At 71.3% G+C, this 20,884-nt stretch carries 16 protein-coding genes; 12 read left to right on the top strand and 4 right to left on the bottom strand.

The genetic code is table 11. From position 1 onward, the window contains the following. The first annotated feature begins 91 nt into the window (after positions 1–91). From AAHM41_RS29005 to AAHM41_RS28995, 3 genes are read left to right on the top strand one after another with little or no spacing between them, the layout of a single operon-like run. Entirely contained in the window at positions 92–1,021 is a 930-nt protein-coding gene (locus AAHM41_RS29005) for a carbohydrate ABC transporter permease (protein ID WP_342240098.1), read from the top strand. After that, positions 1,018–1,872, top strand: coding sequence for a carbohydrate ABC transporter permease (locus tag AAHM41_RS29000; protein WP_342240097.1), 855 nt, complete (start codon positions 1,018–1,020; stop codon positions 1,870–1,872). The genes AAHM41_RS29005 and AAHM41_RS29000 overlap by 4 nt, the downstream gene beginning before the upstream one ends. Before the next feature lie 40 nt (positions 1,873–1,912). Beyond that, positions 1,913–3,844, top strand: a complete 1,932-nt coding sequence (locus AAHM41_RS28995; RefSeq protein ID WP_342240096.1) for a glycoside hydrolase family 127 protein — start codon at positions 1,913–1,915, stop codon at positions 3,842–3,844. 24 nt (positions 3,845–3,868) lie between these two features. Here AAHM41_RS28995 and AAHM41_RS28990 read toward each other — a convergent pair whose 3' ends face one another. Beyond that, positions 3,869–4,375: a ferritin-like domain-containing protein gene (locus tag AAHM41_RS28990; protein WP_342240095.1), complete on the bottom strand. Its 507-nt coding sequence runs from the start codon at positions 4,373–4,375 to the stop codon at positions 3,869–3,871. 166 nt (positions 4,376–4,541) lie between these two features. Between AAHM41_RS28990 and AAHM41_RS28985 the strand changes: the two genes are divergently transcribed. Continuing rightward, the gene (locus tag AAHM41_RS28985) at positions 4,542–4,874 is read left to right on the top strand and encodes a hypothetical protein (protein ID WP_342240094.1); all 333 of its coding nucleotides are present in this window, start codon (positions 4,542–4,544) and stop codon (positions 4,872–4,874) included. Here AAHM41_RS28985 and AAHM41_RS28980 read toward each other — a convergent pair whose 3' ends face one another. Continuing rightward, entirely contained in the window at positions 4,875–6,137 is a 1,263-nt protein-coding gene (locus tag AAHM41_RS28980) for an SLC13 family permease (protein ID WP_342240093.1), read from the bottom strand. Positions 6,138–6,270: 133 nt separating this feature from the next. Between AAHM41_RS28980 and AAHM41_RS28975 the strand changes: the two genes are divergently transcribed. The 8 genes from AAHM41_RS28975 (at position 6,271) to AAHM41_RS28940 (ending at position 16,611) form a co-directional block, all read left to right on the top strand. Continuing rightward, a complete protein-coding gene (locus AAHM41_RS28975; protein ID WP_342240092.1) occupies positions 6,271–8,430 on the top strand; it encodes a VTT domain-containing protein in 2,160 nt (719 codons plus the stop codon). Continuing rightward, the gene (locus AAHM41_RS28970; protein WP_342240091.1) at positions 8,427–9,164 is read left to right on the top strand and encodes an endonuclease/exonuclease/phosphatase family protein; all 738 of its coding nucleotides are present in this window, start codon (positions 8,427–8,429) and stop codon (positions 9,162–9,164) included. The genes AAHM41_RS28975 and AAHM41_RS28970 overlap by 4 nt, the downstream gene beginning before the upstream one ends. Positions 9,165–9,201: 37 nt before the next feature. Next, positions 9,202–9,741, top strand: a complete 540-nt coding sequence (locus tag AAHM41_RS28965; protein WP_342240090.1) for a DUF4142 domain-containing protein — start codon at positions 9,202–9,204, stop codon at positions 9,739–9,741. A 241-nt stretch (positions 9,742–9,982) separates the two neighbouring features. Continuing rightward, positions 9,983–12,142 carry a TonB-dependent siderophore receptor gene (locus AAHM41_RS28960; RefSeq protein ID WP_342240089.1) on the top strand — a complete coding sequence of 720 codons (2,160 nt, stop codon included), beginning with the start codon at positions 9,983–9,985 and terminating at the stop codon, positions 12,140–12,142. 7 nt (positions 12,143–12,149) lie between these two features. Continuing rightward, positions 12,150–13,055 carry an ABC transporter substrate-binding protein gene (locus tag AAHM41_RS28955; protein ID WP_342240088.1) on the top strand — a complete coding sequence of 302 codons (906 nt, stop codon included), beginning with the start codon at positions 12,150–12,152 and terminating at the stop codon, positions 13,053–13,055. Next, positions 13,048–15,057, top strand: a complete 2,010-nt coding sequence (fhuB, locus tag AAHM41_RS28950; protein ID WP_342240087.1) for a Fe(3+)-hydroxamate ABC transporter permease FhuB — start codon at positions 13,048–13,050, stop codon at positions 15,055–15,057. The genes AAHM41_RS28955 and fhuB overlap by 8 nt, the downstream gene beginning before the upstream one ends. A gap of 16 nt (positions 15,058–15,073) precedes the next feature. After that, positions 15,074–15,796 (top strand): siderophore-iron reductase FhuF, encoded by a 723-nt coding sequence (gene fhuF / locus AAHM41_RS28945; RefSeq protein WP_342240086.1) that lies wholly within the window; start codon positions 15,074–15,076, stop codon positions 15,794–15,796. Beyond that, entirely contained in the window at positions 15,793–16,611 is an 819-nt protein-coding gene (locus AAHM41_RS28940; protein WP_342240085.1) for an ATP-binding cassette domain-containing protein, read from the top strand. The genes fhuF and AAHM41_RS28940 overlap by 4 nt, the downstream gene beginning before the upstream one ends. A gap of 22 nt (positions 16,612–16,633) precedes the next feature. Here the strand turns inward: AAHM41_RS28940 and AAHM41_RS28935 are convergent, their stop codons facing one another. Then, positions 16,634–20,704 carry an amino acid adenylation domain-containing protein gene (locus AAHM41_RS28935; RefSeq protein ID WP_342240084.1) on the bottom strand — a complete coding sequence of 1,357 codons (4,071 nt, stop codon included), beginning with the start codon at positions 20,702–20,704 and terminating at the stop codon, positions 16,634–16,636. After that, positions 20,701–20,884 (bottom strand): acyl carrier protein (locus tag AAHM41_RS28930; RefSeq protein WP_342240083.1); only part of this gene is annotated, 184 nt, incomplete at its 5' end. The genes AAHM41_RS28930 and AAHM41_RS28935, both read right to left, overlap by 4 nt.

Raw genomic sequence — 20,884 nt, 5'->3', positions numbered from 1 at the left:
CCCGCCCCCCCCCCAGACCCCTCCCCCTAACCCCCTCCCGCAAGGGGAGAGGGGACAAGGATGAAGCGGGCACGGGCGGAGGACCGGCGTGATGTCGACGACGCAGGCCGCGGGCGCCATTCCGCAAGCCCTCGCCCGCCGCCGCCCCATCCGCCGGCACCAATGGGCGGGCCTGCTCTTCGTCCTGCCGGCGGTGGCGCTGGTGCTGGTGTTCTTCGTCGTGCCGCTGGCGATGACGGCCTGGATGTCGCTGCACAACTGGCCGCTGATGGGCGTATCGCGCTTCATCGGCCTCGACAACTACCTCGCCATCGCCCGCGACACCCGGTTCTGGAACGCGCTGCGCTTCACCGCCCTCTACACCGTCGTCGTCACCGTCGCGATCTTTGCCGCCGCCTTCCCGCTGGCGCTGTTCGTGGAGAAGCCGCGGCCCTTCGGCGGCTTCTACCGCACCGCCTATTTCCTGCCCGTGGTGGTCGGCTTCGCCTCGGCCAGCCTGCTGTGGGCCTGGCTGCTGAACGTCGATGCCGGGCTGTTCAGCCCGGCGGCGGCCGCGCTGGGGCTGACCGATGGCCGGGTCAACCTGCTGGCCGATTTCGACCCGGCCTTCTGGTCGATCATCGCCATGGTGGTGTGGAAGGTCGCCGGCTTCACCATGGTGATCCTGATGACCGGGCTGCAGGGCATCCCGGCCGACTATCTGGAAGCAGCGAAGATCGACGGCGCCGGCCCCTGGGCGCGGTTCCGCCGCATCACCCTGCCGCTGATGCGCCGCACCATCGCGCTGGCACTGATCCTGTCGGTCACCGGCTCGATGCTGGCCTTCGACCAGTTCTACATCATCCTCGGCGGCGGCCCGCGCAACCAGACCGTGACCGCCGTCTACTGGATCTTCAACCAGTCCTTCGTCTCGTTCCGCCTGGGCTACGGCGCGGCGCTGTCGATGGTGCTGCTCGCCATCCTGCTGGCCCTGAGCGTCATCCAGCTGCGCCTGTTGCGCCATCCGGAGGGCGAGTCATGAGCGCCACCATGCCGATGCGCCGGGCCGCCCCCGGCTTCCTGCTGCAGGCGGCGGCGCTGATCGCCGCCCTGCTGTTCCTCGCCCCGATCGCCTGGACCATGCTGGCCAGCCTGAAGCCGGCGTCGGAGGCCAACCTGCCGCCGCTGCCGCCCTGGCCGAGCGCCGGCTGGAGCACCGACAGCTACAGAGCACTCGATGCCTTCGGCGCCGGCGTCGGCCATTACGCCGGCAACAGCCTGACCGTCGCGATCGCCACCGCCCTCATCACCTCGATCGTCAGCCTGCTCGGCGGCTACGGCTTCTCGCGTTTCCGCTTCCCGCTGAAGAACGCGCTGTTCGTCCTGGTCATCGCCACGATCATGATCCCGTTCCAGTCGATCCTGACGCCGCTGTTCCTGCTGCTGACCAGGCTGGGGCTGCAGAACACGCTGGCCGGGCTGGTGCTGATCTACGTCACGCTGCAGCTGCCCTTCTCGATCTTCATGATGCGCAACGCCTTCGACGCGGTGCCGCGCGAGATCGAGGAGGCGGCGCGGATCGACGGCGCCGGCAGCCTGCAGCTGCTCGCCCGGGTGATGCTGCCGCTGGTGTTCCCCGGCATCGTCACCGTGGCGCTGTTCGCCTTCCTGGCCGCCTGGAACGAGTTCCTGGCCGCGCTGATCCTGATGACCGACCAGGACAAGTTCACCCTGCCGATCCTGATGACCGCCGTCCGCTCCGGCCGCTTCGGAGCCGTGAACTGGGGCGCGGTGCAGGCCGGCGTCACCGTCATGATGATCCCCTGCCTGATCCTGTTCCTCGCCCTGCAGCGCTTCTACATCCGCGGCCTGACGGCCGGCGCGGTGAAGTAGGCGCATTCCCTGACCGACCGATCGATCAATGGAGTTCCGGATGACCGTCACCCCCGCCGCCGAGACTGCGCCCCGCGCGCGCTTCCGCCCGCCCGCCGTGCCGCAGGTCGAGGTCCGCGGCTTCTGGGGCGCCCGCATCGACGCCGTCTGCGCCCGGACCGCCGACACGCTGTATCAGCGCTGCGAGGAGGCCGGGATGCTGCAGCAGATCGACCCCGACCAGCCGGCGCCGGGGGTGAAGATCCCGTTCCATGGCGGGCTGGTCACCGCCCAGATGTTCTGGGATTCCGATTTCGGCAAGGTGATCGAGACCGCGGCGTACTGCCTGCAGCGCACCCCGAACCCGGAGCTGGAGCGCAAGGTCGACCATGTCATCGAGCTGTATGGCCGGCTGCAGCAGCCCGACGGCTATCTGAGCAGCTGGTACCAGCGGATCCAGCCGGGGCTGCGCTGGACCAATCTGCGCGACTGCCACGAGCTGTACTGCGCCGGCCACCTGATCGAGGGCGCCGTCGCCTACTTCCAGGCCACCGGCAAGCGCCAGCTGCTGAACATCATGTGCCGCTTCATGGACCACGTCGCCACCGTGCTCGGCACCGGCCCCGGCCAGAAGCCCGGTTATTGCGGCCATGAGGAGATCGAGCTGGCGCTGGTCAAGCTGGCCCGCGTCACCGGCCAGCAGAAATACATGGACCTGGCCAAGTACTTCATCGACGAGCGCGGCCGGCAGCCGCATTTCTACGATGCCGAGGCGCGCGAGCAGGGCCGCGACGCGAAGGACTATATTTTCAAGACCTACGAGTACAACCAGTCGCATCTGCCGGTGCGCGAGCAGGACAAGGTCGTCGGCCACGCCGTCCGCGCCATGTACCTGTACAGCGGCATGGCCGACATCGCGATGGAGTATGGCGACGACGGCCTGCGCCTGGCGCTGGAGCGGCTGTGGCGCGACCTGACGAGCAAGCGCCTCTACGTCACCGGCGGGCTCGGCCCTTCCGCCGACAATGAGGGCTTCACCGCCGATTACGACCTGCCGAACGAGAGCGCCTATGCCGAGACCTGCGCTGCGGTCGGGCTGGTCTTCTGGGCCGGCCGGATGCTCGGCCTCGGCCCCGATGCGCGCTACGCCGACATGATGGAGCTGGCGCTGTACAACGGCGCCTCGTCCGGCCTGTCGCTGGACGGCGCCACCTTCTTCTACGAGAACCCGCTGGAGAGCCGCGGCGGCCACCACCGCTGGACCTGGCACCGCTGCCCCTGCTGCCCGCCCAACATCGCCCGGCTGACCGCCTCGATCGGCAGCTACATGTATGGCCAGTCCGAGGACGGGATCGCCGTCCATCTCTACGGCGACAGCATCGCCGCGCTGGACGTCGCCAGCGGCAAGGTCCGGCTGGTGCAGGAAACGCGCTATCCGTGGGACGGCGCCATCGCGCTGACGGTCGAGCCCGACGCGCCGGCCAGCTTCACCCTGCATCTGCGCATCCCCGGCTGGTGCCGGAAGGCCAGCCTGTCGGTCAACAGCACGGCGCAGGATCTCGCGGCCATTACCCGCAACGGCTATGCCGCGATCACCCGGCGCTGGGCCGCCGGCGACACGGTGCGGTTGGACCTGGAGCTGGCGGTCGAGCGGATCCACGCCCATCCCGAAATCCGGCACGATGCCGGCCGGGCCGCGATCCGGCGTGGGCCGCTGGTCTACTGCCTGGAGGGCGTCGACAACGGCGTGCCGCTGAACAGCCTGGTGCTGCCGACGGATGCCAAGCTGACCCCGCGCGACGAGCCTGGCCTGCTGGGCGGGGTGGTGACGCTGGAGGGTCAGGCCCGGGCGCAGCCGGTGTCGGACTGGGGCGATGACCTCTACCGCACCGCCCCGCCGCCCGAGCATCCGGTCCGGATCAGGGCCGTGCCCTACTACGCCTGGGACAACCGCGATCCGGGCGAGATGCTGGTCTGGGTGCGGACGGCCTGATCGGCCGCGCCCGGCCGGCCGGGGTCAGCGCTTGGCGGTGACCCCGACCTCGGAGCGGCTGAGATACTCTTGGGTCAGGGCCGGCATCTGCTGCCAGATCCAGTCGCCCATCGCCTCTTCCTCGGCCTGGATACGCTCGCAGGTCTCGGCGATGCCGGGTTCGCCGGCCTCGCGGGCGGCGGCGGCGAGCATGCGGTAGCTGCCGGCTTCGAACTGCTCGAAGGAGTAGCTGCCGAGCGCATGCTTCAGCACCTCGTCCTCGGTCATCGAATGGAACAGGCCCTGGAGATTCGCGATGGTCTTCTGGGCCAGAACCTTGAGGTCGGACGGGTCGGCACCCAGCTTCGCCAGGCAGTCCCCCACATCCTGCCGCTGCCGCTTGGTCTGCCGCAGATGCTCCTGCACCTTCGCCCTGGCCTGGGGATAGGTCTCGAGGCGGTCGATCTGAGTCTCCAGGAGGGAGACGGCCTGACTCTCCATGGCATAGGCGTCGCGCAGCCAATGCGTCAGATGCTCTCTCGGGTCGCTCATCGCACTCTCCTGTCGGTTTATCGCACTCTCCTGTCGGTTTGATGCGTCTTGAAGGCTCAACAGCGCCGCGCCGGGGCCAGTTCGGCCGGCATGTCAACAACCCGTCGGAACCGACGGCCGGCTGCGGGCATTGCCTGGGCAACGGCCCATCTCGGAGCTTGGACGAATGGCGTCGCCCAGCCGGAAAGAGAGAGCAGAACAGCTGCGGCACGACATCGACCGTGGTCTGACCGGGGACAAGATCCCGGTGCAGGACCCGGCGGCCGCCCCGCTCGGCACCGATGACGAGGCCGCCGGCATGCCGCCCGCGGCTGACGAGATTCGGGACGCCCGCCGCCGCGAAGCGATCGGGCGTCCGGCGGACACCGAGCTCGCGCGAGGCCCCGCAACGTCCGATCCGAGGCTGCCGCAGACCCTGAGGCCGATCTACGCGATCACCTTCCTGTTCGCACTCATCTTCGTCGTGGCGCTGATCCTCGCCCTGTGGAGCCTGGCCTGATCACCAGGGGATGAGAAATCCGGCGAGGGCCAGCAGCAGCGCCGGCGGCATCACAACAAGACCGAGCCGGAGGAACCGCAAGGCCCCGACCTCCAGCCCCTCACGGCGCAGGGCCACCAGCCAGAGGATGGTGGCGAGCGAACCGGTGACCGACAGGTTCGGGCCGAGAACGATGGCGATCAAGGCAGCGCCGGCGAGCTGCGGCGGCATCGGTGCCTGGGCCAGGGTCGACTGCACGATCAGCCCGGCCGGCAGGTTGTTCATCAGGTTGGTCGCGACCGCCACGATCGCGCCGGTGCCCCAGGCGGCGCCGTCGACCGAGCGGGCGGCGGCGTCCTGCAGCGCCGCGGCGAGGAGACGGACCACGCCGGTGCGGTCCAGCCCCTCGACCAGCACGAACAGCCCGGCGACCAGCGGCAGCACCTCCCAGGAGATGCGGCGCAGCAGCCCCCAAGGCGCCGCCCGGCGGTGCAGTAGCACGGCGGCGGTGGTGGCGAGGCCGGCCAGCGCCGTCGGCAGGCCGAGATCGAGCCCGAAGGCGGAGGCCAGCAGCAGCACCACGGCGGTGATGCCGAGGCCCCAGGCCGCCATGTGGCCGCCGGGCGGCAGGGCCGGCACAGTCACCTCGGTCGCGATCGGCGCGCGCAGCGCCTTGGCCTGGGTCAGGCGCAGCGCGACGAAGGTGGCGCCGATCGCCAGCGCCGACGGCAGGGCGAACCAGGACAGCCAGGTCAGCAGTGGCGGCATCTGGCTGCCGAACACCACGAGGTTGGCCGGGTTGGAGATCGGCAGCACGAAGCTGGCGGCGTTGGCGATGAAGGCGCAGATCAGCAGATAGGGCAGCGGCGCCGCCCCGGCCGCCCGCGCCACGGCGTAGACCGCGGGCGTCAGCACCACGGCGGTCGCGTCGTTCGACAGGAAGACGGTGACGACGATGCCGACGACATAGGTCAGGCCGAACAGCCGGCTGGCCGATCCACGGGCCTTGCGCGCCGCGATCGCTGCAGCCCAGTCGAACAGGCCTTCCGTGCGCGCCAGCTCGGCCAGCAGCATCATGCCGATCAGGAACAGGTAGACATCGGCGCCCTTGCCTATTGCCGCCAGCGCATCGGATGTCGGCAGCAGGCCGAACCCGACCAGCGCCATGGCGCCGATCGCCGCCCAGATCGCCTCGGGCAGGCGCCAGGGCCGCAGGATCACCCCGCCGGTCGCCAGCGCGGCGATGCCCCAGGTGGCGGCAGCGCCGTCGGTCAGCAGGCTCATGGCGGGATCGGCTCTTCTCCAGGCGACAATGCCGCTTCTCGTAGACCGCCGCCGTTTCTGCGGCAAGCCCGTCGGCGGCGACATTTTCCCGCCTTCGCGCGTTGACTGGGCAGGACACGAAGCGAGAGATGCCGTGAGGGTCATTCGGAGTGCCGCCATCGACGAGGACTGCCCGCCCGAGACGCCCATGCTGCGGCCGCGGCGGAATGTCTGGCGGATCGAGCACGCGCACCGCGCCGCGGTGCTGGTCGACGCCGCCGCCTATTTCGGGGCGCTGCGCTCGGCGATGCGGCAGGCGAGGCACCGCATCCTGGTGATCGGCTGGGACATCGACAGCCGAACGCCGCTGGTCGGGCCGGAGGGCGAGCCGGCGGACGGGCTGCCGGCGACTTTGGGCGACTTCCTCTGCGCCCTGGTCCGCGACCGGCCCGAGCTGTCGGTCAAGCTGCTGCTGTGGAACTACTCGCTGTTCTACGCGCTGGAGCGGGAACCGCTGCCGCTGCTCACCCTGCAATGGAGCACGCCGCCGCAGATCGAGCTGTGCCTGGACGACGAGATCCCGGTCGGCTCCTCGCATCACCAGAAGATCGTGGTGATCGACGATGCCGTCGCCTTCGTCGGCGGGCTCGACCTGACGATCCGGCGCTGGGACACGTCCGAGCACCGGCCGGCGGCGGCCGCTCGGGTCGATCCGGCCGGAGTCCCCTACCCGCCCTTCCACGACGTGCAGATGGCGGTCGACGGCCCGGCCGCGCGGGCCCTGGCCGAACTCGCCCGCTGGCGCTGGGAGCGCGCGAGCTATGAGGCACTGCCCGCCGTCGCAGCGCGGTCCGTCCCCTGGCCCGAAGGGGTCGAGGCCGACTTCGGCGATGTCGCCGTCGGCATCTCGCGCACCCTGCCGCTCTATCCCGGCGAAGGCGAGGTGCGCGAGATCGAGGTCCTGTATGAGGACATGATCGATGCGGCACAGGAGGTGATCTACATCGAGAACCAGTTCCTGACCTGCGCCCGCATCGCCGAACGCCTGGCCCGCCGGATGCGGCAGGTGCCGACGCTGCAGGCGGTGCTCATGGCGCCGCGGATCCATCACAGCTGGGTCGAGCACCGCGCCATGGCGGCGGGCCGCATCCGCTTCGTGGAGATCCTCCGTGCCGCCGGCGTCGCCGACCGGGTCCGGCTGCTGCATCCGCAGGCCGGCCATGACGGCGCGACCACCGACATCATGGTCCATTCCAAGCTGATGATCGTCGACGACCGCCTGCTGCGGGTCGGCTCGGCCAACCTGTGCAACCGGTCGATGGGCGTCGACAGCGAATGCGACCTGACCATCGAGGCCATGACCGCGGCGGAGCGCCGGGCCATCCGGGCGGTCCGTGCCCGCCTGCTGGGCGAGCATTGCGGGGTCGAGCCGGGGGAGATGGAGCGGCGGATCGGCGCGGCCGGTTCGCTGCTCGCCGCCCTCGACACGATGGGAGCCGGAGGGCGCCGCCTGGTGCCGATCGACGACGGCCGGGCGGTCGTGGAGGAGCGTGGCTGGACCATTGCGGCGGTGGCCGATCCCCACCATCCGCTGCCGGCGACCGGCCTGGTCGACCGCGCCCTTGCCTCGGTCAAGGCGCGCTGGCGCGGCCTGCTGCGCATCGTCCCGATTGTGGTCGCCGCCCTGCTGCTGGCGCTGGCCTGGGGCGCCACCGACCTCGCCGGCTGGATCCAGCCGGAGCGGCTGCAGCAGTCGCTGCACGGCCTGGCCGGTACCGGCTGGGCCTTGCCGCTGGTCGTCGCCGCCTTCGTGCTGGGCGGCATGGTGATGTTCCCGGTGACCGTGCTGATCGCCGCCACCGCCGCCGCGTACGGCGCCTGGCCGGGGCTGGCCTATGCCGGGGCCGGCGCGCTGGCCAGCGCACTCGCCGGCTATCTGGTCGGCCTGCTGGCCGGCGAGGCTGCCTTGCGTGCCGTGATGGGGCCGCGGCTGCACCGGATCCGGGACGGCATCGCCCGCCGCGGCGTGATCGCCGTGGCCACCATCCGGCTGGTCCCGATCGCCCCCTTCACCCTGGTCAATCTGGTCGCGGGCGCGGCGCGGATCCCGATCCTGGACTTCACCCTGGGCACGGCGATCGGGCTGGCGCCGGGGCTGCTGGTGCTGTCGACTTTGGGCGACCGCCTCCTGTCGATCCTGCGCGACCCGTCGCTGGCGGAGATCGGCGTCCTGCTGGCGGTCATCGCCGCCTGGATCGCGCTGTCGATCGGGCTGCAGGCGCTGGTCAGCCGGGGGCGGCGTTCCCGGTCGTGACGGACGCGCCGATCCGCCTGCTGACCTGGAACATCCATGCCGGCCTCGGCCCGGACGGCCGCTACGACCTGGACCGGGTGATCGCCCTGGTGCAGCGGCACGCGCCCGACATCGTCGCCATGCAGGAGGTGGATTCTCGCGGCCGCGGCACCGGCCCGGACTCGCCCTTCGCCCGGCTCGCCGCGGCGCTCGGCACCCACACCGCCGCGGCGCGGACCATCGTCGCGCCGGACGGGCATTACGGCCATCTCCTGATCAGCCGTTGGCCCCTGTCCGCCATCCAGCTGCACGACCTGACCCATTCCCGCTGCGAGCCCCGCTGCGCCATCGAGACCATGGTCTCGGCCCCGGGCGGGCCGTTCCACCTCGCCGCGGTCCATCTCGGTCTCGCCTTCGCCGAGCGGCGGCGCCAGGCGGCGATGCTGGCGCGGATCGCCGACAGCGCGGCGCCGACCTCGGTCATGCTCGGCGATTTCAACGACTGGACCTGGAACGGCGCCGTCCGGCGGTCGCTGGCCGAGATGCTGCCGGGGCGGACGCCGCAGCGCACCTATCCGGCCCGCTGCCCCGTGCTGACGCTGGATCGGGTGTATTGCCGGCCACGTCATGCCCTGCAGCGCAGCTGGGTCGATCCGGAGGGCCGGCTCGTCTCGGACCACCTGCCGCTGATCGCCGAGATCCGCGTCGACCCGGTGCCGATGGCGTCGGAACCTGCGATCCGGGCCGCTCGTTGACCAGGCAAGCTCGCCTGCTTTCAGCACGGAGCCGACCATGAGACGCCTCCTGGCGGTCGCGGCCTTCGCCGCCCTGGCCTGCCTCGCGACCGTCCCGACCGCATCGGCGCAGAGCGCCGCCGCGCAGCCGGCACAGACCGACGCCGCCGGCTACGTCCAGCAGACCGCGATCGGCGACCTGTTCGAGGTCTCGTCCGCCCAGGCAGCGCTGAAGAAGGCGTCCTCCGACGAGGTTCGCAGCTTCGCCCGGATGATGATCGAGGACCACACCAAGGCCGGCGAGCAGCTGGCCGAAGCGGCGAAGGGCCAGGACCTCGCGACGTCCCTTCCGGCCAGCGTCGACGCCCGGCACGACCAGCTGCTGCAGGACCTGGCCAGCGCCACCGAGCAGGATTTCGACCGGCTGTACATGCGGACCCAGGTCGAAGCCCACACCGCGGCGCTGAAGCTGCAGCAGGACTACAGCAGCTTCGGCGCCAACCCGGCGCTGAAGGCGATCGCGACCCAGCTGGTGCCGATCACCAAGCGCCACCTGGACCAGGCCCAGACCATCCTCGACCGGCTCAGCAAGGCCTGACGGCCGGCATGGGCGCGCCCGATCCGTCGAGATCGTCGAAAATCTTCATGAAATGAGATTGCGAGTCATTATTATTCTTGATAATGAGCACCCGGCATTCGAAGACGGGTCGGCGCAGGCCGCCGGTGCCCGCGGTTCCGAATAAGAAGGATGGGGTGGCATGGGTGCTGGATACGGCGCGCGCGATCGCGTGCGGATGTTGCTAACGACAACCATTCTCGTCGCGGCTGGCGGGTCGGTCGTGACGTTCGCGCAGGCGCAGACGCAGCCGCAAACTCAGCCTCCGGCCCAGCCGCAGGCCCAGCAGATCCAGGACGGCGGCGCCCTGGCCCCGATCGTCGTCACCGGCCAGGGTGAGAACCCGACCGCCCCGGTGCAGGGCTTCGTGGCCAACACCGGCCTCAGCGCCACCAAGACCAACACGCCGCTGATCGAGACGCCGCAGTCGATCTCGGTGGTCCCCAAGGACCAGATCACCGCGACCAATGCCGAGACGCTGTCGGAGGCACTGACCTACACCCCCGGCATCACCTTCCAGTCCCCGGCCTACAGCCGGATGAACGACGACTTCATGATCCGCGGCTTCAATGTCGCCGCCGGCGGGTCCGGCATGCTGCGCGACGGTCTGCGGCTGCAGTCCAACGTCTATGACGGCAACCAGGAGCCATACGGGCTGGAGCGTATCGAGGTGCTGCGCGGCCCGTCCTCCGTGCTCTACGGCCAGCTCAGCCCGGGCGGCGTGGTCAACGCCATCAGCAAGCGGCCGACCGACACGACATTCCATGAAGTGAACGCCGAATACGGCAGCTACGGCCGGACCCAGTTCTCGGGCGACACCAGCGGCCCGATCGACGACAACGGCATGCTCTCCTACCGGCTGACCGGCCTGTGGCGCGATTCGGGCAACTGGGTGGACCACGTCCCCGACGACAAGCTGTACATCGCCCCCGCCTTCACCCTGCGCCCCTCGGACGCGACCACGATCACCTTCCTGAGCGACTATCAGGAGATCTACACCCGCTTCGCCCCGCCGATGGACTACGACGATCTGCGCCACGGCACGATCCCGCGTGACCTGTTCATCGGGCAAAAGGGCTATGACCGCTACTACAGCCAGAGCTACACGCTCGGCTACCAGCTCGAGCACAAGTTCAACGACAGCCTGATCCTGCGCAATTCCCTGCGCTACTATCATGCCGACGTGACCTGGGACTATCTGAACTACGGCACGCTCACCGGCGACAGCCTGAGCCGGGGCGTGGTCAACCGTCGCGAGACATCGACCGGCTTCACCACCGACACGTCGCTGGAGGCGAAGGTCGAGACCGGGCCGGTCCAGCACACGCTGCTGGCCGGCATCGACACCTACGGCATCAGCTACGACACCAACCGCTTCGGCGGCTCCGTCGGTCCGCTTGACATCTACGACCCGGTCTACGACGCGAACGTGACCGTCAACACCACCAACAACACCGGCTTCAAGAATTCGGGCTCGCAGGTCGGCGTCTACCTGCAGGATCAGATGAAGATCTACGACAAGCTGATCCTGGTGCTCGGCGGCCGCTACGACTGGGCCAATTCGTACAACACCAACTACCGCTCGCAGGCCTTCCTCGATGCTTTCGACCTTGACCGGAAGCAGAACCGCGAGGACACCGCCTTCACCGGCCGCGTCGGGCTGCTGTACCTGTTCGACAACGGCCTAGCGCCCTATGCCAGCTTCAGCCAGTCGTTCCAGCCCACCGCGCTGAACGCCGGCATCAGCGCAACCGGGGAGCAGTTCGAGCCGACCAAGGCCGACCAATACGAGATCGGCCTGCGCTACCAGCCGCCCGGCGAGAACTTCCTGATCAGCGGCGCCATCTTCCGGATCGACCAGGACCACGTCCTGACCACGGATCCGGATGACACCACCTTTTCGATCCAGAATGGCAAGGTGCGGTCGCAAGGCCTCGAGCTGGAGGCCCGGGCCAGCATCGGCGCGCTCAATCTCGTTGCCGCCTATGCTTACACCGACGCCCGCTTCCTCGAGAACGAGGCCGACTACTTCAAGAACGAGCGCCTCGCCCAGGTGCCGTATCACAACCTCGCTGTATGGGCCGATTACAAGCTGGACGAACTCGGCCTCACCGGCCTGACGATCGGCGCCGGTCTGCAGTATCTGAGCTCGACCAACATCCCGGGAAACGAGGAGACCGAGAAGGACGTGCCGGGCCGGGTGCTGGTCGACGCCATGGTCGCCTATGATTTCGGCGCGATCGACGAGCGCCTGACCGGAACCACGCTGCAGGTCAACGCCAAGAACCTGTTCGACAAGGAGTACATGACCTGCACTGACATCAGCGGCTGCCGCTACGGCGAGCCTCTCACTGTGTCGGCCACTTTGGGCTACCGCTGGTGATCTTTTGATGCTGGACCGGCGCGCGCTCCTGGCCGGGATCGGGCTGGCCTTCGCCGGCCCGGCCTGGGCGCGCGCGCAGGCCCCCGGTCCTGCAGAGCCGGCACGCCGGGTCGCATGCCTCGACCTGCTGCTGACCGAGACGCTGCTGACGCTCGGCGTCACCCCCGTCGCGGTCGGCAATATCCCGCTCTATCAGCGGCTGGTGGCCGAGCCAATGCTGCCGGACGGCGTGCCGGATCTGGGGCCGCTGCAGGAGCCCAATCTCGAGCTGCTGCAACAACTGCGGCCCGACCTGATCCTGGCCCCGTCCTGGGCCGAGGCCGGCCAGAACAACCTCGAACGCATCGCCCCGGTCGCCTGGCTGCCGACCTTCTCCACCCGGAAGCCGGCGCTGGACCATGCCCGGGACCTGCTGATGCGCGCGGCGGCGCTGACCGGCCGCGATGCCGAGGCCCGGGCCTGGACCGACCGCGCCGACGCCGTCCTGGCCGAGGCACGCCGCGCGATCGAGCCCTGGACCGACCGGCCGGTCTATGTCGTCCGCTTCAACGAGGACGGGCGCCACGCCGCGATCTTCGGCGGCAGCGGCATGATCGGCGACGTCCTGTCCCGCCTCGGCCTGCGCAATGCCTGGATCGGGCGGACCAACGTCTGGGGCACCGTCTCGATCGGCATCGAGCAACTCGCGGGCAATGCCGAGGCCCGGCTGATCCATTTCGACCGCGGCGCCGAGACCGAGCGCGCCCTGCGGCAGCTCGCCGCCAGCCCGCTCTGGGCGGCGCTGCCGGCGGTGCGCCAGGGCCGGGTGATCGAGATGCCGGTGATCTATCCGAATGGCGGCGTGTTCTCCGCCACCCGCTTCGCCCAGCAGCTCGCTCGGGTCCTGCCGGCGCACGGGGCCGCGAATGGCTGACCTCGCTTTGCCCCGGCCGGCGGCAACCGGTCGCCCGGCCCTGCTGGCGGCGCTGCTGATCGCCGCCGCCCTGGCCCTGTTCCTGCACCATCTGCGGGCGCTGCTGCCGGCGGCGGAGTGGCAGCAGGCCCTGACCACCCCCGACCCGGCCGACATGCGCCAGATGCTGGCGCAGTACAGCCTGCTGCCCCGCCTCGTCGTGGGGCTGCTCGGCGGCGCCGCGCTGGGCCTCGCCGGCGTGCTGTTCCAGCAGGCGCTGCGCAACCCGCTGGCCGAGCCCGGGACGCTGGGCGTCTTCGCCGGCGCCCGGCTGGCGCTGATCGCCACCACCCTCGCGGCGCCGTCGCTGCTCGATGTCGGGCAGGAGGCCGTGGCCCTGCTCGGCAGCGCTGCGGCGATGGCCCTGATCCTGCTGCTGAGCTGGCGCCACAAGCTGGCGCCGATCGCCGTGATCCTGGCCGGGCTGGTCGTCACCTTCTATCTCGATGCCGGCAGCAAGATGCTGGTGCTGTTCAACCACCAGGCCCTGACCGACCTGTTCGTGTCGCAGGGCGGATCGCTGAACCAGAACAACTGGGACGTGGCGCTGGCCCTGGCGCCGCGCCTGGCCCTGACCGCGCTGGCCGGCGCGCTGATGCTGCGGCCGCTGACGCTGCTCGACCTCGACGAGGACGGCGCCCGCGGCCTCGGCCTGTCGCCGGCGGCGGCGCGCCTCGCCGCGATCGCGGCGGCGGTGCTGCTCAGCGCCTCGGTCGCCGCCCTGGTCGGGCCAATCGGCTTCATCGGCCTGACCGGGCCGGCGATCGCCCGCCTCGCCGGCGCCCGCCGTTTCCGCGACCGGCTGCTGTGGGGGCCAGCGGTCTCCGCCGGGCTGCTGGCGCTGACCGACCAGCTGGTGCAGTTCGTCGATGCCGGCGGAGCGATCCCGACCGGCGCGGTCACCGCCCTCCTCGGCGCGCCGCTGCTGCTGTGGCTGCTGCGCCGGCTGCGGCCGGCGGCAGGCGAGGCCCGTCCGGACCGCCCCGCCGAGTCTGCCGATCACCGCCGCCGGCGTCCCTGGCCCTGGGTCGCGGGCGCGCTGCTGCTGCTCGGCCTGGTCGTCTGGGCGGCGCTGGCGCTGGGTCGCATGCCGGAGGGCTGGCGCTGGGCCCTGGGCGGCGAGCTCGACCTGCTGCTGCCCTGGCGGGCGCCGCGCGTCGCCGCCGCCCTGGGGGCCGGTTTCATGCTGGCGACGGCCGGCGTCGTGCTGCAGCGCCTGACCGGCAACGCCATGGCCAGCCCGGAGCTGCTCGGCGTCTCCTCCGGCGCTGCCTTGGCCCTGATCCTGGCCGCGATTCTCGTGCCCGGGCTGGACCGCCTGGCCCTGACCGGAGTGGCCGGGCTCGGTGCCCTGGCGGCGCTGCTGGCGGTGCTCTGGCTCGGCCGGCGTTCGGCCTACTCCTCCGAGCACATGCTGCTGGCCGGCACCGCGCTGACCACCATCGCCGGCGCCTTCCTGGCCGGACTGCTGTTCAGCGGCGATCCGCGCACGGCGCTGCTGCTGGGCTGGCTGTCCGGATCGACCTACGGCGTCTCTGCCAGCGACGCGGCGATCACCTGCGGCCTCGCCCTCGCCGCCGCCCTGATCCTGCCGCTGGCCGGGCGCTGGCTGACCATCCTGCCGCTCGGCGCCGCGACCGGCCGGGCGCTCGGCGTTTCGCTGACCCACAGCAGGGCCGCCCTGCTGCTGCTGGCGGCCCTGCTGACGGCCGGGGCGACGCTGACCGTCGGCCCCCTCAGCTTCGTCGGGTTGATGGCGCCGCACATGGTCCGCATGCTGGGCCTGCGGCGGCCGACGCCGCAGATCCTGGCGGCCGGTCTGCTCGGCGCCGGGCTGATGGTGCTGGCCGACTGGCTGGGCCGGACCATCGCCGTTCCCTGGCAGGTGCCGGCCGGGCTGGTTGCGACCTTCGTCGGCGGCACGTATTTCCTCTGGCTGATGCAGCGACGACGGCCGGCATGACACCCGCAGGCACCCCATGATCGACGCCCTCGCCCCGATCTTCATCGGCCCGCTGGCCGATTTCGCCGACCGGCTGGTGCTGGCCGACGATCCGCGCCCGGGCGTGCGCGGATCGGACCTGCTCGATCCCGCCGTGCTGGGCCCGATCCTGGAGCGCTTCGCCCGGCGCTACGACCAGCCGGAGCCGCGGGCGGTGGCTTCGATGTGGTCGAAGTTTCATTTCTGGATGCTGCTGACGCCGGTGATGGCGGCTAGCCTGCTGCTCGAGCACGGGCTGCCGACCGACCTCGACGAGATCGAGGTGATCACAGCACCCGACGGGCAGACGACGGCCTTCCGGCTGCCGCATGGCGGCGCCGCGGCCGCCCCGGCCGACGGGTTCGAGCGCTTCGGGGCGCTGGTCGACGGCCATATCGATCCGCTGATCCGGGCGGTCGCGGCGCAGAGCCGCGCCAGCGCGAAGGTGCTGTGGAGCAATGTCGGCAACCTGTTCGAGAACCTGCTGCGCCAGATCGAGGAATCCGGCATGGCGCGCGGCCCCGGCCCGGCCCAGGCCCGCGCCCTGCTGGCCAGCCGCGACTGGCCCGGCCGGCGTGGCAACCCCCTGTTCGAGCCGGTGCGCTATGTTGAGCGCGACGGCCAGCAAAAGAGGCTGCGGCGGGTCTGCTGCATCCGCTATCTGATCCCCAGCCTTGAGCTGTGCTCGACCTGCCCGCTGGTGAAAGCGAGACCGGCATGAACCACACCGCCCCCGCGCCTGCGGCCGAGACCGACGCCGCGCCGGCGATGTTCGAGCTGTCGCAGGCCGCCTTCGCCGTGGCCGACCGCACCCTGCTGCAGCCGCTGGACCTTATGCTGGCGCCGCACCGGGTCACCGGGCTGATCGGCCACAACGGCTCCGGCAAATCGACCTTGCTGAAGATCCTGGCGCGGCAGCAGCCGCCGAGTGCAGGCTCGGTCCGCTTCGAGGGGCGGCCGCTGCGGGACTGGGCCGACCGCGCCTTCGCCCGCCGGGTCGCCTATCTGCCGCAGCAGACGCCGCCCGCCTCGGGCCTGCTGGTGCGCGAGCTGGTGGCGCTCGGCCGCTATCCGTGGCACGGCGCGCTCGGCCGCTTCGGCGCGACCGACCGGGACAAGGTCGAGGAGGCGATGGCGCTGACCGACACCGCCCCCTTCGCCGACCGGCTGGTCGAGACCCTGTCGGGCGGCGAGCGGCAGCGCGCCTGGCTGGCCATGCTGGTGGCCCAGGATGCCGCCTGCCTGCTGCTGGACGAGCCGATCTCCGCCCTCGACATCGCCCATCAGGTCGATGTGCTGGCGCTGGTGCAGCGGCTGAGCCGCAGCAAGGGGCTGGGCGTCGTCGTGGTGCTGCACGACATCAATATGGCGGCGCGGTTCTGCGACGACATCGTGGCGCTGCATTCCGGCCGGCTGATCGCCCGCGGCGCTCCCGATGCGATCCTGCAGCCGGAGCGCCTGCAGGCGATCTACGGCATCCCGATGGGCGTCCTGCCCAACCCGGCCGGCGGCCCGCCGATCAGCTACCCCCACTGACCGGCGGACCTTTCACCCCGCTCTACTGCGCCGCAACCGCCGGCACGGCATCGGCCCGACGCAGCGCCTCCCGGACCCCGGACAGGAAGTCCGGGGCGTGGATGATGTCGAGATGCGTGGCGCCCGGCACCCGGGCCAGTGCCGCCACCGGCGCCAACAGGCTCCAGTCGCGCAGCCGCTCCGGCCGGCCCAACGAATCCTCCGCCTGCCAGACATGGACCGGCAGGTCGAGCGGCCGGTAGCCGTAGCGCGCGGCACGCAGCCGCTTGTCCAGCATCGCCCACAGCTCGAATTCGCGCGAGGTCAGGTCGGGCCCGTCCACCGGCAGGCCGTCGGCATGAGCCAGGACATACTCGTCCAGCGCCGCCTTTTCGCTCTCGTCTATCAGACCGAACAGCGATCGCCATTGCGCCGCCATGGCCGAGCGGCCGAGCCACTGCTCCAGCAGGGAAGCGGCCCGCTGCCGCTCCCCTGCGGCCGGCGGCCGCTCGGTGCGGACATCGACGTTCTCGAAGACATCGACCAGGCCCAGGAACTCGACAGCCACGCGCCCCTTCAGGCGATGCGCGGTCTCGAAGGCCAGGTCGCCGCCGGAGGACCAGCCGAGCAGGGCGCAACGCCCGCCGGCGGTGCGCTCGATATGGGCGGCGAACTCCTCGGCCAGCGCCGCCATGTCGTAGCCGCGCCAGCGCTGCTCGGTGTAGACGTGGCTGACGAAGCCGGTGACCGGTCGGTCGCCGCCCAGCGCCGCGACCATCGAGGCGAACTCGGTCGAGTTCACGATCAGCCCGGGCAGGCAGTAGAGCGGCACGCTGTCGCCGCCGCGCCGCAGATGTACCACCTCCGGCCCCTTCGGCGACGCCGGCGCGATCCGCGCCGCGAGCTCGGCCAGGCTGTGGGCATTGAGGATGTCGGCCAGAGACAGGGACTTGCCCCCGGCCAGGCCCTGCTTGCGGATCCGGGCCAGCAGCTTGAGGCTGAGGATCGAATCTCCACCGAGGGCGAAGAAGTTGTCGTCGCGGCCGATCGCGTCGGTGCCCAGCAGGGCGGACCAGAGGGCGGCCAGCGCCTGTTCGGTCTCACCGCGCGGTGGCTCGCCGGCCGGTTTCGCCGCCTCGGGCGCCGGCAGCGCCTTGCGGTCGAGCTTGCCATTGGCCGTGACCGGCAGGGCGTCCAGCCGCACCCAGACGGTTGGAACCATGTAGTCCGGCAGGCGCGCCGCGAGCTTGCCCTTCACCGCCTCCAGATCCGTGCCGGCCGGCGCCGCGACATAGGCGACGAGCTGCAGCCGGCCATCCTCCGCCGGCAGCGCCACCACCGCGGCGTCGCCGACGCCGTCGAGGCTACGCAGCGCCGTCGCCACCTCGCCCGGCTCGACCCGGTAGCCGCGGATCTTCACCTGGTCGTCGGCCCGGCCGAGGAATTCGAGACTGCCGTCCTTGAGCCGCCGCACCCGATCGCCGCTGCGGTACAGCCGGGCGCCGGGCGGGCCGAAGGGGTCGGGCACGAAGCGCTCCGCCGTCAGGTCCGGGCGGCCGAGATAGCCGCGCGCCACGCCGGGGCCGCCGAGATAGAGCTGGCCCGCCGCCCCGGCCGGCACCGGGTTCAGGTGGTCGTCCAGCACATGCGCCGCGGCATCCGGCAACGGCCGGCCGATCGGCAGCGTGCCGGCGGCGCGCCAGGCCTCGGCCGCGGGCCGGGCCTCGACGGCGGGCTGGCACAGCGCGCCGACCGTGGCCTCGGTCGGGCCGTAATGGTTGACCACCCGGCAGCCGGGCGCCAGCTGGCGGATCCGCTCCAGCAGCGGCCAGCCGGTGGCCTCGCCGCCCAGCACCAGCGTGTGGGCCGGCAGCGCATCCTGCGGCCGGCGCGCCTGCAGCAGCGCCTGCAGATGGCTCGGCACGATCTTCAGCACCTCGATGCGCTGCGCCGACATGTATTCGGCGAAACGGTCGGGGTCGAAGGCGCGGGCCGGGTCGATCAGGTGCAGCTCTCCGCCACTGTAGAGCGCGCCGTACAGCACGGTGTTGCCGAGATCGGCGGCGACGGTCGAGACCATCGCCATCCGCGCGCCGTCCGGCAGGGCGAGGGCCTGCAGCACGCCGCGGGCGTAGTCGGCGATGCCGCTGCGGGTGACGACCACGCCCTTGGGCTTGCCGGTCGACCCCGAGGTGTATATCAGGCAGCCGGCCTGATCCGGTGCCGCCTCGGGCAGCGGGGTCGAGGTTTTATCGGCCTTGTCGTCAAGCGACAGGCGCAGGACCTCGCAGCCGAAGCTTTCCGGCGTCTCGGCATCGACCACCAGCCAGCGGGCACCGCTGTCGGCCACCAGCTCGGCCCGCCGCTCGGCCGGTGCTGCGGGGTCGAGCGGCAGATAGGCCGCGCCGGCCTTGAGCACGCCGAGGATGCCCAGCACCCATTCCGGCGTGCGCCCCATCTGCAGCGCCACCCGGTCCTCGGGCCGGACGCCATGGGCCACCAGCCGCCGGGCCAACCGGTCGGACGCCCGGTCGAGCTGCGCCCGGGTGTAGGACCGGTCCTCGTGCCGAATGGCAACCGCCTCAGGTCGCGCCACCGCCTGTACGCGCCAGGCCGCCACCAGATCCGCCGGTGGCTCGCTGCTCACCGGCCCGAAAGCAGTGGCCGGCGCCGCAGCGGATGCAAGATCGGCCAGCCGCCGCTCCGGCGCGGCCACCACGGCCTCGGCCAGAGCGGAAAAATCCGCCGCCAGCCGCTCGATCGTCGCCGCGTCGAACACGTCGGTGGTGTAGGCGATCAGGATGTCGATGCCCTCCGCCCGGTCGGTGAAGTCGAGGCTGAGGTCGAAATGCGCGGCGCCGCTGCCGAGGCCGCGCAGCGTCATGGCCAGGCCGGCGAAATCACCGCCGCCCGGCGCGTCGGCCTGCTCGGTGCATTTCACCTGGAACAGCGGATGCACCCCGGCCTGGCGCGACGGTGCCAGGGCCTCGACCACCATGTCGAAGGGCACGTCGATCCGGGTCTCGGCCGCCAGCAGGCCCTCGCGCACCTGGTCCAGCAGGGCGGCGAAACCCCGGCGCTGGTCGACGACCGTGCGCAGCACCGCGACATTGGTGAAGTAGCCGATCATCGGGTGGGTCTCGGCTCGGCCGCGATGGGCCAGGGGCGCGCCGATGCGGATGTCGTCGCCGCCGCCGTTGCGCGCAAGCAGCAGCTTGAACAGCGCCAGCATGACCATGAAGGTCGAGGCGTTGCGGCCGCGGGCCAGGGCGCGCAGCCCGTCGCTGACCGGCCTCGACAGCCGCGAATGGTGCGCCGCCCCAGCGTCGCTGCGCTCCGCCGGCCGCGGCCGGTCAAAGGGCAGGTCGAGCGGCGGGTGGCTGTCGCCCAGCGCGGCCCTCCAGGCGTCGAGCTGCCGTGCCTCCTCCCCTGCCTCGAGCCAGCTGCGCTGCCAGGCGGCGTAGTCGGCATAATGCAGCGCCAGCGGCGGCAGGCCGGCGGGCTTGCCGTCGCGCCGGGCGGCATAGAGGGCGGCGAGATCGCGGATGAGCAGCCCGATCGACCAGCCATCGGCGACGATGTGGTGCAGGGCCAGGACCAGCCGGTGCTCGCGGTCGCCCAGCCCATGCAGCTCGAAGCGCAGCAGCGGCCCGGATTCGAGATCGAAGGGCTGCCGCGCCAGGGCTTCGGCAAAGGTGTCGCTCTCCACCTCCCCTGCCGCGCGCAGGTCGCGGATGGTGAAGGGCGGCGGCAGCTCGGCATGCAGGCGCTGCACCGGCCGGCCTTCGGCGTCGAAGCCGAAGGTGGTGCGCAGAGCCTCGTGCCGGGTGACGAGATCGCCGGCCGCCCCCTGCAGCGCCGCGGCATCGAGATCGCCGGACAGGGACAGGATGCCGGCCATGGTGTAGGCCGGGCTGGCCGGGTCGCACTGCCAGGTCAGCCACAGCCCACGCTGGGCGTGCGACAGCGGCAGGTCGCCACCGCGCTCGACCGGCACGATCGGCAGCGTGGCGAAGTCCACGCCGTGCTCGGCCAGCTTGTCGAGGAAGGCACGTCGGCGGTCCGGCGCCAGCGCGGCGAAACGGCGGGCGATCTGCTGAGCATCGACGGTCATGTCAGGTCCTCGAGTTCGCTCATCCACTTGTCCATGTCGTCCAGGCGCTGCTCGGCAGGCCCGAGGTCCAGGCTGGCGGCCAGCCCGGCGAGGGTGGGATGGTCGAAGAAATGGCGGATCGGCAAGGCGCGGCCGTGCCGCTCCAGCAGCAGCGCCCGCACCTTCATGGCGGCCAGCGAA

Source organism: Inquilinus sp. OTU3971 (genome assembly GCF_038440215.1).
This window is presented reverse-complemented; position numbering and strand designations above follow the sequence as displayed.